Source organism: Mesonia sp. K4-1, from assembly GCF_008017825.1.
In the GTDB taxonomy this organism is placed as follows: domain Bacteria; phylum Bacteroidota; class Bacteroidia; order Flavobacteriales; family Flavobacteriaceae; genus Mesonia.
Genome location: NZ_VRLS01000084.1, coordinates 1 through 13752, shown reverse-complemented (window position 1 = coordinate 13752; position 13752 = coordinate 1). Strand labels below are relative to the sequence as shown.

Annotated in this window: 6 protein-coding genes; 2 read left to right on the top strand and 4 right to left on the bottom strand. The window is 36.8% G+C overall.

All coding sequences use genetic code 11. The features are described 5' to 3' along the window. Both FT986_RS12120 and FT986_RS12115 read right to left on the bottom strand, forming a co-directional pair. Complete coding sequence (locus FT986_RS12120) at positions 1 to 5142, bottom strand: T9SS type A sorting domain-containing protein (protein WP_147865277.1); 5142 nt, start codon at positions 5140 to 5142, stop codon at positions 1 to 3. A 391-nt stretch (positions 5143 to 5533) separates the two neighbouring features. Beyond that, on the bottom strand, positions 5534 to 7246 hold the full coding sequence (locus FT986_RS12115; protein WP_147865276.1) for a LuxR C-terminal-related transcriptional regulator: 1713 nt from the start codon (positions 7244 to 7246) through the stop codon (positions 5534 to 5536). 143 nt (positions 7247 to 7389) lie between these two features. Here FT986_RS12115 and FT986_RS12110 point away from each other — a divergent pair, with 143 nt between their 5' ends. Further along, complete coding sequence (locus tag FT986_RS12110; RefSeq protein WP_147865275.1) at positions 7390 to 9519, top strand: Tex family protein; 2130 nt, start codon at positions 7390 to 7392, stop codon at positions 9517 to 9519. Between the two features lie 2 nt (positions 9520 to 9521). Here FT986_RS12110 and FT986_RS12105 read toward each other — a convergent pair whose 3' ends face one another. Further along, on the bottom strand, positions 9522 to 10169 hold the full coding sequence (locus FT986_RS12105; protein WP_111540445.1) for a MarC family protein: 648 nt from the start codon (positions 10167 to 10169) through the stop codon (positions 9522 to 9524). 125 nt (positions 10170 to 10294) lie between these two features. Next, entirely contained in the window at positions 10295 to 11554 is a 1260-nt protein-coding gene (gene metK, locus FT986_RS12100) for a methionine adenosyltransferase (protein WP_147865274.1), read from the bottom strand. Positions 11555 to 11895: 341 nt separating this feature from the next. Between metK and FT986_RS12095 the strand changes: the two genes are divergently transcribed. Beyond that, on the top strand, positions 11896 to 13752 hold a 1857-nt coding region (locus FT986_RS12095), incomplete at its 3' end, for a GEVED domain-containing protein (protein ID WP_222706205.1).

Here is a 13752-nt window from a genome sequence, read left to right as displayed (position 1 = left end):
TTATTCGATGATCAATTTGAAGTTGCGATGACGTCCCTGTATACTACATCTTACCAAATAAACACCTGCCATTAGACTTTCTGGTAGGTTTACTTGCGTCATCTGCTTTTGGGTTTTCCATTGCTTAATTAAACTTCCTTGTAAAGAATATAAATTAATTTCCATTTCTTTATTGGTCGTTAATCCTAAACCATCCATTTCAATATTTAATACTCTTCCTGGTTGATTTGGGTTAGGGTATAAAGAAGCTTTAAAATCATGAACTAGGCTCACTTCCCCAGTACAAGTTTGTAGGATTTCTCCGTTTTCAGTTTCTAATCTTAAATAATAACTTGCATTTTCAGACAGAAGATCTTCGCTAGTGTCTCCAGCAGAATAGTATTGCTCTGTGCTTACTAATCTATCATTGATATACCATTCGTAACCAACAAATCTATACCCTCCATTGGTTTGAGGATTATTGTTGACTAATAAAACGTTATCAAATTTTTGTTCAGCAATATCAAAGAAGCCAAACCTTCTTTCAACGGTGATCGTATAGGCTTTTGTTGCACTAGCATCTTGAGAGGTAACTACTATATCTTGAGAGAAAATTCCCGGTTGTGGCGTAGAAATAATAAACTCTTTTGAAGGATTTACCGAAGCATTTACTTCTGTTTCTAACACTACTCTTACCTCATCTTGATCGTCGTTACAATCAATTATGTAGTACAAGTCGAGATCTGGATTAGTGAAAACTTCTCCGTTTAAGCTTATTCCAGATATATTGGCATTACGACTGTTAATTTGTAAAGCTTGTATTACATCTATAGCAGGTAAGTAATTATTATTTCCTGCTTGTTGTGCCGTAATTTGAATTACCCCCGAAGTTAATAAACTTACCCATCCTGTGGTATTTACGGTCGCTGCCGGATCATCACTCGTGTAAGTGTAGCTGTAAGTTACCGGTAAGCCTGAACTCGCGGTTGCTTGTAATTGAAAATCTACATCATCTTCTATATACAATATAGGTAGAGCATTAAAGTTGATAGTCTGTGTTGCTTGTTCGATCGTTAAAGTAGCTGTTAACGTTATAGGGCTACAATTTACAGCCGTTACTGGCGGGCTTACTACCGCAGTTACTGTATACACTCCCACGTCAATAGCTCCATTAGCTTGTCCTGTAACTGGAGTTGTGGTGTAGGTTACACTAGCTCCTGAAGGTAGGTTGTTGACCTGAATGCTTTGCACATTTCCATCATAAGTAAATGTTGCGTCGCTAAAGCTAACATTGGCAATAGGTGAAGGCTGTACATCTATATTTTGTGTCTGTGTACTCGAATTCCCATTCACATCGGTATAGGTCCAAGTTACTACTGTAATTCCTTGGGTTGATATGGGGAAAGTAGCATCATTCGTTACCGTTACAGGATCACCACAATTATCTGTTGCAGTAGGAATAGTAACATCAGAAGCTAACACCTCACACTCCATTACTACGTCTGCTAATGTCGGTAAATCAGCTACTGGAGCTGTGTTGTCGGTAATGATTACATTTTGAGTTTGAGTACTTGTATTTCCGTTAACATCGGTGTACGTCCATGTGATCACTGTAGTTCCTTGTGCAGTAATTGGGAAAGTCACATTGTGGGTTGCAGTTACAACTCCTCCGCAATTGTCGGTTGCTGTCGGGATAGAAACGTTACCTGCTAACACTTGACATTGATCCGTAACATCTGCCAAAGCGACTAAGTCAGCTACTGGGGCAGTGGTATCAGTAATGATTACATTTTGAGTTTGTGTACTGGTATTTCCTGCCACATCGGTATATGTCCAAGTGATTACTGTAGTTCCTTGTGTCGTAATTGGGAAAGTCACATTGTGAGTTGTAGTGACAACTCCACCACAATTATCTGTTGCAGTTGGAGTAGGTACATCGGTAGTTAGCACTTCGCATTGAGCGGTAATGTCCGTTAAGTTCATGAGATCAGCTATTGGTGCAGTGATATCTGGGGTGGTGGTTACCGTGAATGGAACTGTATCTGTACAACCATTAGCATCTGTAATAGTTACCGTATAGGTTCCTGCTGTTAATCCACTAAGATCTTCAGTCGTAGCAGTATTATCCCAAGCATAGGTGTAAGGTGTAGTTCCTCCAGTCACTGTTACATCAATTGATCCATCTGCACTTCCAAGGCAACTTACATCTGTTATGGTTCCATTCGTTACTAACAAAGTCGATTCAGTTATTGTTGCTGCTGCCGTAGCGGTACACCCATTAGCATCGGTTACGGTTACATTGTAGGTTCCAGCTGTTAATCCAATCATATCTTCGGTTGTAGCCGTATTATCCCAAGCATAAGTATAAGGAGCAGTTCCACCTGTTACGCTTAAATCTACGGTTCCATCATTCCCTCCGTTACAGCTTACATTGGTAGCTGTTGCTAAAGCAGACAGCATAGTAGGTTCTGTTAGCGTTACCGATTCTGTAGTGGTACATCCATTAGCATCGGTTACGGTTACATTGTAGGTTCCAGCTGTTAATCCAATCATATCTTCGGTTGTAGCTGAATTACTCCACAAATAAGTATAAGGTGCTGTTCCTCCGCTCACGCTTATATCTATAGTTCCATCATTTCCTCCATTACAACTTAGGTTAGTTGTCATCCCACTTGCAGCTAAAACTGCTGGTTCTGTAATGATTACGCTTGAAGTATCGGTACACCCGTTAGCATCGGTAATCGTTACATTATAAGTTCCTGCTGTAACATTTACTATACTTGCAGTTGTAGCTGCGTTACTCCATAAGTATGTATAGGGTGCTGTTCCGCCTGTGGCGCTGGCAGTAGCGGCTCCATCATTTCCTCCGTTACAAGTTACACTTGCATCTACTACGCCTGAAGCTATAAGAGCTGTAGGTTCTGTAATGGTGACACTTGAAGTATCGGTACATCCATTGGCATCTGTAATCGTTACATTATATGTTCCAGCTGTAACTCCTACTATACTTGCGGTTGTAGCTGCGTTACTCCATAAGTATGTATAGGGTGCTGTTCCGCCTGTGGCACTGGCAGTAGCGGCTCCATCATTTCCTCCGTTACAAGTTACATTAATATTAACTGCACTTGCAGCTACAAGAGCTGTAGGTTCTGTAATGGTTACACTTGAAGTATCGGTACATCCATTGGCATCAGTGATGGTTACATTATATGTACCTGCTGTAACATTTACTAAGCTTGCCGTTGTTGCGGCATTACTCCATAAGTACGTATAGGGTGCAGTTCCACCTGTTACACTCGCCGTAGCATTTCCTTCGGATCCTCCATTACAAGATACATTTGAGTCAACTACACTTGCTGCTACTAATACTGTAGGCTCGGTTATAGTTACACTTGAAGTATCTATACATCCGTTAGCATCAGTGATGGTCACAGAATACGTTCCTGCTGCAACACCTACTATAGATGCAGTTGTAGCTGCGTTACTCCATAAGTAATTATAGGGTGCAGTCCCTCCTGTTGCACTTGCAGTAGCTGATCCGTTTGTACCTGCATTACACGTAATATTTGAGTCGACTACACTAGTAGCTACAAGAGCTGTTGGCTCAGTAATAGTAATAGAGGATGTTGCAGTACATCCATTCGCATCAGTGATGGTTACAAAATACGTGCCTGCAGCAACACCTGATAAACTTGCAGTTGTAGCTGAGTTACTCCATAAATAAGTGAATGGAGCTGCTCCACCACTACTTATATTTACTGTAGCTGCACCGTCTGTTCCACCGTTACAAGTTACATTTGCATCTACTACTCCTGAAGCTACTAACGGTGCTGGTTCTGTAATGGTTACACTTGAAGCATCAGTACATCCATTAGCATCGGTAATAGTTACGTTATATGTTCCGGCTGCTAATCCAGTTATCGATGCTGTTGTTTCTGCATTACTCCATAAATAGGTATATGGAGCTGTTCCGCCTGTGGCACTTGCAGTAGCTGCACCCTCATTTCGTGCGTTACAAGTTACATTTGCATCTACTACTCCTGAAGCTACTAACGGTGCTGGTTCTGTAATGGTTACACTTGAAGTATCGGTACATCCGTTAGCATCGGTGATCGTTACATTATAAGTTCCAGCTGCAATTCCTACTATACTTGCCGTTGTTGCTGCGTTACTCCATAAGTATGTATAGGGTGCAGTTCCCCCTGTTGCACTTCCAGTAGCTGATCCGTCTGCTCCTGCGTTACAAGATATATTCGTATCAACTACACTTGCAGCTACAAGAGCTGTAGGTTCTGTAATGGTTACATTTGAAGTATCTGTACATCCATTCGCATCAGTGATGGTTACAGAATACGTTCCTGCAGCAACACCTGATAAACTTGCAGTTGTAGCTGAGTTACTCCATAAGTAAGTATAGGGTGCTGTTCCTCCTATTGCACTTGCAGTAGCTACTCCATTTGTTCCTCCATTACAGGATATATTCGCATCAACTACACTAGCAGCTACAAGAGCTGTTGGTTCTGTTATTGTTGCATTTGCATTTGCTGTACATCCATTATCATCCGTAACCGTTACTTCATACGTCCCAGCAGAAAGTCCTGAGGCAGTAGCTGTAGTTTGAGCAGTTCCATCATCCCATAAATAGGTATATGGTGCTACCCCACTCGAAGGCGTAACAGTTAATGATCCTGTAGCTGATCCGTTACAAGCAATATTGGTTTGTGAGCTTATAGAAGCGGTCATTGAACAAACAGGGGTTGCTGTCACATTTATAGTAATTGTCCAGTTTTCTCCTACTGAAAAGTTAGCAGCTACTAAGACTGAATATGTCCCTGGACTTGAGGGTACAGGTGAAATATTTCCTCCTGGAAAAGTTTTGGTGCTCGACCCAATGGTGAAAGAACCGTTTGGAGAATTACCTTGTGTAATTGTCGAATTTATACTGGTGATACTCTGTCCGCTTAATAATTGAATTTGAAAACGATCTTGACCATCAGATGGTGTCGTAACTCTACCACTAAACTGATTTATACCTGCAGCTAATGTATAAATAGGGCCATTTCCCGTATTCGGAAAATCAGGTCCTTCACTTTGCCCAAAGAGACTGGTATTTATTAATATTAAAAGACATAAACATGTCCAATAGTGTAGTTGTTGCTTCATAGTATTAATTAGATTTTAGAAATAATAATGTTTAATTTTTTAGTGAATTAACTGATTGTATTGTACTGAGAACATTTTTTTAAATAATTGATATTGAGAAAAGTATTTCAATTAATATTATAGTGCATGAGATTAGCTGATTTTCCTTTTAGTTAGTCCGATATTATCTGTCAAAAATGCTTAAAAAAGTTATAATAATGTTAAAATGCAACCTTACAAAAACCTTACAAAAAGGTTAAGATATTTGTATTCAGTTTTTTATATAGGTAAAGAAGATAGGCGATTAGTAGAGGTGAATTTTAAAATTTAGGGGGGGAATTGGAACTAAATGTCAATATTCGCTTAACATTCGTAAAGCTTTTCAAGAAGAATAAGGATAGAAGTTATCCCTTTATTTCATTTCTTTTACCAGATTTTGTAATTCTTGCTGACTTTTTAAATTTAGTTTTTTACGGATTCGATGTTTGGTAACCATCACAGAATTTGATGAAACACCTAAAACCAAAGCCATTTCTTTGTTAGATAGTTTTAACTTTTCTAAACATAAACAACGTAACTCTGAGGGTGTTAAATTTTCAAAAGTATTTTTTAAAGAAGTAATAAAATTAGGGTAAGCTTCTGTAAATAAAATCTGGTATTTGTCCCAATCCTCATTCGTAATGATAATTTTAGATTTCAGTTCACTAATGATGTTTTGGTTGTCATTAGTTTTAATTTCTTTTTGCAAGCTTTCGATGGCTTTTTGCCTATTTTGAATCTTTAACTTTAAATTTTGTAATTGATTTTTAGATAGTTTTAATTCTCTTTCAGTCTTTTCTATTTTTAATATTTTGATTTCTTGTTTTCTTAATAATGACTGGTTTCTAAACCAATAAGCGAGAAGACTTCCCAGTAAGAGCAAGCTAATAGAAAGAATGATATAATTACGTTGCGAAATTTTTAAACGATTTTCTGTATGTAGTTTCTCAATTTCTAATTCTCGGTCTATAGCATCAACTCTTTGGTTGGCTCTTAATAATTTAATCGTATTGTATTTTTGATGATAGGCATTAATAGCCATTATTGTAGAATCTAAATAAATAGAGCTGCTGTCAATTTCAAAATTGGCAGCATACCATTTACTCATTAAGGGGTATAACTTTCTCAACCTATCTTTTTGTTGAGATTTCCGAATATAGCTCCTAGCTTCATCAATTTTTTGCTTAGCACTATCTAATCTTCCGTTTTTTAAATAGATGTCTGCTAAAGGAATGGCAGAACCCGCGGCAAGACCAAGTTCACCAATCTGTAGGGCGTTTTGAATGTCTTTCTCAAATAAGGGAATAGCTTTACTATAACTTTCTTCCAAATAATAGTTATAGCCTAAGTTACCTGATGCGATACCTTGCCATATAGGATCTTTATATGTTGAGGTATCATTTATAACTTTAGTAAAATGCTTTTTAGCTAGACTTAGTTGACCTAATTTTTGATAGCATAAGCCTAAGGTATTCTGGGCTTCTAATACTGCTTTGGCATTAAAATTAGTTTTTATTATTTCACTAGATTTTTTATAATATACCATCGCGTTTTCATAATCCTTAAAATAATAATAACACCGACCAATAAAATTGAGGTGTTCTGCCATATTAGGGAAATGCTCTGAGGTAGTAGTTTCTAAAATTTTTGAGGAATATAATAACCATTCGAAAGATTTTTCGTAATTTTTAACTTGCCAGTAGTGAGTGGCTAATACGTTGGCTGCACGTATTTTGATATGTGAAACTTTCGTTTTTTCACCCTTTTCCACCATTAGCAGCAAATCCTCAAGAAAGTCTGGTTTTTCTTGACCATATAAAAACCAGCGAGAATAAGCATATAATAAATCCGCTTCCAAAGAAAGTTCTTGATCATCATTAATTAAAGCATAATCTTTTATTTGCTGAGTATAATTACAGATATACAATGAGTCTTCTCGACCCTTGTTTATCGTGTTTTTATACAATTGATGAATATCTTCTACTTTCTCTTTGTAGGGTTTGTGAAGCAATTGCTGGTATTGGCCATACGATAAGGTAAAACCAAATAAAAAAAAGAAGGGGAGTAGTTTTAACTTAAATATCATTAAAGAATAGGTGGTGAAATCTTAAAATATCGTTAAAAATAGAAAAGTTTTTTGAAGTAGAGTAATATATGTGTTAAGAGTGTGTAATTATTTTTTTTCGCATCCGCGGAAGTGAAAACCACTAGTTTTTCTATTTTAGCTTTATGCAAAAAAATACATTCATTCAGTCTCAAACTGGCTTGCCAGATAAATCTATTGTTCAAACTGTTCAACTTTTAGAAGAAGATGCTACCATCCCATTTATTGCTCGTTACCGTAAAGAACGCACGGGGAATCTAGATGAGGTGCAAATAGGTGAAATTGTAAAATATAAAGAACTTTTTGAAACCTTAGAGAAGAGAAAAGAGACCATCTTAAAAGCAATCGAAGAACAAGGTGAGTTAACCGTAGAGTTGAGTGAGAAAATTAAATCGGCTATAGATCTCACTCTTCTAGAAGATTTGTATTTGCCTTTTAAAAAGAAGCGAAAAACTAAAGCTGAAAGCGCGCGACAACATGGACTGGAGCCTTTAGCAAAAATTATCATGGCACAAAAGGCGGCAGAGGTGGAGTTGGTTGCTAAAAAATATATTACTAAAGAAGTAGCTTCTGTTGAAGTTGCTTTAGAAGGTGCTCAACATATTATGGCCGAGTGGATTTCTGAACGTACCGATATTAGAAATTTTATAAGAAAACAAATAGAACGATACGGAGTTCTTTCCACGAAAGTGATTAAAACTAAAGCGAAAGATGAAAAGGCTCAAAAGTTTAAAGATTATTTTGACTGGGAGGAGAATTTAAATAAAATGCCATCTCATCGCTTTTTGGCCATTCAACGGGCGGAGTCTGAAGGGTTTATTCGTGTTAAAATTGACATAGATCAAAAACAGTGTGTGAAGAGAATTGAAGAGCGTGTGATAAAACCTTCTAGCACGACAGCAGATTACATAGTTTCTGCCATTAAAGATGCTTATAAGCGCTTGATCTTACCATCCTTGTCTAACGAGGCTTTTCAGAATGCTAAAGCAAAAGCAGATGAGTCGGCCATTGAAGTTTTTGCTAAAAACCTAAAACAACTTTTATTAGGTTCTCCATTAGGAGAGAAAAAAGTTTTAGCAATTGACCCTGGATTTAGAACAGGATGTAAAATTGTTTGTTTAGATGAACACGGAAGTTTAAAACATAATGAAACTATATATCCGCATCCTCCAAAGAATGATACCAAAGGAGCGATAAAAAAAATAAGCACCTTGGCGGAAGCTTATAAAATAGAAGCTATTGCCATTGGTAACGGGACCGCTTCTAGAGAAACTGAACAACTCATAAAGCGAATTCAGTTTAAACATGAACTTCAAGTTTTTGTGGTGAGTGAGGCAGGAGCATCCATTTACTCGGCTTCATCTATAGCTAGAGAAGAATTTCCAAATTATGATGCTACGGTGAGAGGCTCTGTTTCTATTGGTAGGCGTTTACAAGATCCTTTAGCAGAATTGGTGAAAATCGACCCTAAGTCTATTGGAGTTGGTCAGTACCAACATGATGTAGATCAATCAAAACTTAAGAAATCTCTAGATGTAGTGGTTGAAAGCGGTGTAAATGCAGTTGGTGTAAACCTTAATACAGCGAGCAAATCTTTACTGAGTTATGTATCGGGAATAGGAGAGAAGCTGGCAGAAAATATAGTAGACTATCGTTCGCAATATGGAAGTTTTAAAAAACGAAACGAGCTAAAAAAAGTCCCTCGTTTAGGAGAGAAAGCTTTTGTGCAAAGTGCAGGATTTTTGCGAATTAAAAATGCAAAACATCCGTTAGATGATTCTGCGGTTCACCCAGAGCGTTATGCTTTGGTAGAGAGAATGGCAAAAGATCAACGTAAAACGCTAACGGAGGTAATTGGTAATAAAGCAATTTTAGAAAAAATAGATTTACAAAAGTATTGTAGCGATGAGGTGGGTTTACCTACTTTAAAAGATATTGTATCAGAACTAGAAAAACCAGGATTAGATATTCGAGAAAAAGCAAAAGTATTTACGTTTAATCAAAATATTAAAAGTATTGAAGATTTACATACGGGACAGTTACTGCCAGGGATTGTCAACAATATTACCAATTTTGGTTGCTTTGTGGATATAGGAATCAAAGAAAGCGGACTTATTCATGTTTCTAACCTCGCTGATGAATTTGTAAGCGATGTCAACAACTATGTTCATTTACACGAGCAAATCATCGTGGAAGTGTTAGAAGTTGATATTCCGCGAAAGCGTATTCAATTAAAGCTTTATAAGCAAAAGTAAAATTAAATTTCTCTTAGAATATCAATGATAATCGGTTTCATTCCGCTAAAGAAAAATTCTACTGCGATTACCATCACGATAAGTCCCATGAGTCTCATCAATACATTTCTACCAGTATTCCCTAAAACTTTGAGGATTTTGGAAGAGCTTAAAAGAATGAGATAAGTGAGAAGTAATACGCCAAAAATGGAAGCAATCAATACCAGTTTATGCTGAATGGTATTGGCATCTTCCATCATTACAATAGCATTGGTAATGGCACCGGGTCCAGAAATCATAGGTATTGCCAAGGGCGTGATAGAAATGTCATCTACAATCTCTTTTTTTTCGGCATTATCTTTTCCTTTCACCTTAATGCTCGATAAACGTGCTTGCAGCATATCCATCCCCATTAAAAAGAAAATAACTCCTCCTACCACACGAAAACTGTTAACTGAAATTCCGAAAAAATTAAATAATAACTGTCCAGAAAATGCAAAAGCGATGATGGTGACAAAAGCTGCAATAGAAGCTTTTCTAGCTGTATAGTTGCGATGAGGTGTATCTAGATCGGAAGTCATGGTCATAAAAATGGGCATGGTTCCAATAGGATTTATTAACGTAAAAAAAGACGTAAACGAGAGTAGGGCGAAGCCAATTAAATCGGTCATATCAAATTAAATTTCAAAAATGCAAATCAACATAAAATTTCATGATATTTGAAACTAATTTATAAAAATAAAAGGGGATTTTTTCTAAAGAAAAAATCCCCTTTTATTTGTTGAATATGAGCGCTTTAGTTTAATTTAAAAGCTTCTTTAATTTGATCTACGTAATCTAGTTTTTCCCAAGTAAATAGTTCCACCTCTCTTTTTACTTTACCTGAATACGGACTCTCAAAAATTTTGGTTACCGTGCGAGGTTCTTTTCCCATATGTCCATATGCCGCAGTTTCTCGATAGATAGGGTTTCTTAGTTTTAAACGCTTTTCAATAGCAGCAGGGCGCATATCAAAGATTTTAGAAACTTTCTCAGCAATTTCTCCATTGGTTAAATCTACATTTGAAGAATTGTAAGTGTCTACGGAAATAGAGGTAGGCTCTGCTACACCAATCGCGTAAGACACCTGTACTAAAACTTCATTTGCTACTCCAGCAGCAACTAAGTTTTTAGCAATATGTCTTGAAGCGTAAGCGGCAGATCGATCTACTTTACTAGGGTCTTTACCTGAAAAAGCGCCACCACCGTGAGCTCCTTTTCCACCATAGGTGTCTACAATAATTTTTCTTCCGGTAAGACCAGCATCACCGTGTGGCCCTCCAATTACGAATTTTCCTGTAGGATTGATATGATAAGTAATGTCTTCTTTAAATAACTGCTGAACTTTCGCTGGAAATTGAGCGATAACACGAGGCATTAAAACCTCTAAAATGTCTTTCTTAATTTTACTCAACATCTTTTCATCATCAGTATCAAAATCATCGTGTTGGGTAGAAAGTACAATCGCTTTAATATGTAACGGAGTATTATCGTCGCTATATTCTATCGTAACTTGACTTTTAGCATCTGGACGTAGGTAAGTAATTTCATTACCTTCTCTACGAAGTTTTGCTAATTCAATTAGCATTTTGTGTGAAATGTCTAATGCCAATGGCATATAGTTTTCTGTTTCAGTTGTAGCGTAACCAAACATCATTCCTTGGTCACCAGCACCTTGTTCTTCCTTGCTATCGCGATCTACTCCTTGATTAATGTCTTGAGACTGCTCGTGAATAAGAGAGATTACTCCGCAAGAGTCTCCGCTAAACTTGTACACACCTTTTGTGTAACCAATATCATTAATAACATTTCTAGCAATATCTTGAACATCTATATAGGTATTAGATCGCACTTCTCCTGCCAATACTACCTGTCCTGTTGTAACAAGTGTTTCACAAGCAACTTTAGACTCTTCGTCAAAAGCTAAAAAATTATCTAATAAAGTATCACTAATTTGATCTGCTATCTTATCTGGGTGTCCTTCAGAAACACTTTCTGAAGTAAATAAATATGCCATGTATTTTTAATTTTAAAATGGGAAGATAAAAGAGAATGGCAACCTAAAGAAGTTTACACTGCTTTAGCATTTTAAAGGGTTGCAATCAGTCAAATTTTTCCCTGAGTAAATTTCTGAGCAAAGTTATGAAAAAGGAATAAAGTGATTTGATTTTTAACGATTTTTTAATTTATGAGAACATAGTTAAATTATCATTTTATTAAAGTATTCGTGCAAAGAGGAACAAAAATAATTTAATTATGATTCTTTACAGAGGTTTTATTGTTTAAGAAATGTTATTTTAACAAAAAAATAATATATATTCGTAAGATTGTTTTAGTTGAATTAAATAATAATAAATTATGAAGAAAAAATACTTTTATGCAGTGATGAGCTGTTTAATGTTTTGTTCCTTTTTAACCAATGCTCAGGTCCAAACGATAAGTGCGACATATTCAGCAGGAGATATTCCTACTGCTTATAATGCTTATGATCCTACTTGTAATGGAGCTTCGACAGCACTTACTGTTACTTTACCACCAGTAACTGGAAGTTGGGAAGTGGTAAGTGTAGATATTGAATATGATATGACAGCAGCGAATGTTGCGTATATGTCAGAACAACGTTCTCAGGTGAAATTTCAGAATACAGGTTTTATAGAACCTACGGAAAGTGGGACAGGAACTGGTGGAACTTTTTCGTATTCCAGAACAGGTTTAACTTTCGCTAATGGCTTTTACGCAGGTAATACCGATCTGATTTTTGAAATGCAAGCGTGGAGAACTTGGGGGGATACCGCACCTAATAATGGTTGTGGTACCTATTATAATAAAGTAGACAATAATTCTTGGGTCGTTACTGTGAATTATCAAATACCACCTACTTGTTTACCTCCTTCTAATGTACAGTCTGGTAATGCAACTACTACCAGTGTAGATATTACTTGGGTAGATATGAATGCAGTCCCACCTGGTGCTTGGAACATTGAATATGGGGCTCCTGGGTTTGCTTTAGGTACAGGAACTACTCATGTGGCTACAGGAAGTCCGACCACAATTAACGGTTTAGCTTTAGGTACAGATTATGAATTTTATATTCAATCAGATTGTGGTACTGTTGATGGTGTGAGTATTTGGGAAGGTCCGTATGATTTTAGTACTACTATAGATTGTTCCGTGTATAATTTAGATATTACAAATACGGTTGATCAGACCATCGCTTGTCAAGGTACTGCTACATTAACGGCTACTTCTAGTGGTACAGGAGATGATATTTATTGGTATGATGCTGCAATTGGCGGTAATATTGTAGGAACTGGAAGTAGTTTTACAACTCCGGTGATTTCTACAACAACTTCTTATTGGGCTTCAGAAATAAAAATGCAGTCAGGTTCGGGTGGTGCTACCCCTACTTATTGTATTCCTACTTATTCTACAGGTTGTACTGTTGGGGATGATATAGATGATTTTGATATGTCTAGTGCGGGTATTTCTCATACTGGAACAGGATGCTCTACAGGGTCTTATGCAGACTATACTAATGATCCTTCTTTAGTTGGGGTTATGAATATTGGAAGTACTTATACTTTCTCTGCAACACACAATTTTAGTAGTCAATACTTAAAAATTTGGATTGATTTAGATCAAGATGGAACTTTTAGTGCCTCTGAACTTTTGTTTACTTCTGCCGGTGGATCAAATAACACCACAGGATCTATAACTATTCCTGCAGCTAATGGAGGAGCAACGGTAATGCGTGTCATGGATAGTTATGCGAGTGTGCCTACCGATGCTTGTAATCCAGGTACTACTTATGGAGAAACTCATGATTATAAGGTAATTATAAGTGATGTAGCTTGTGAGTCTCCTAGAGAAGAGGTGGTAGCTACCGTTGATACCAATGGGGATATTCAAGTGACTACTGTTCCTTATAACAATATAAACGATACAGCTAATTATGGAGATCCTTTTGAGGGTAATCCAGGATCAAGCTGTGGTACTACGGAGAATTACCTTAACGGAAATGATGTAGTTTATAAGTTTACTGCTCCAAATACCGAGTTAGTAGATGTGTTAATGTCAGATTTATCTGGTTTCTATGCCTCAGTATTTATATATGATAATTGTGGAACTATAGGAGGTACTTGTTTAGCAGGAGCAGTGGCAGGTCCTAGTGATGATGATTTTGGAATAGAAGATTTTTCAGTAACGGCAGGTGAA

Coding starts and splice junctions, on each gene's coding strand:
- metK (WP_147865274.1), bottom strand. CDS start 11,554: ATGGCATATTTATTTACTTCAGAAAGTGTTTCTGAAGGACACCCAGAT.
- FT986_RS12110 (WP_147865275.1), top strand. CDS start 7,390: ATGCAAAAAAATACATTCATTCAGTCTCAAACTGGCTTGCCAGATAAA.
- FT986_RS12115 (WP_147865276.1), bottom strand. CDS start 7,246: ATGATATTTAAGTTAAAACTACTCCCCTTCTTTTTTTTATTTGGTTTT.
- FT986_RS12120 (WP_147865277.1), bottom strand. CDS start 5,142: ATGAAGCAACAACTACACTATTGGACATGTTTATGTCTTTTAATATTA.
- FT986_RS12105 (WP_111540445.1), bottom strand. CDS start 10,169: ATGACCGATTTAATTGGCTTCGCCCTACTCTCGTTTACGTCTTTTTTT.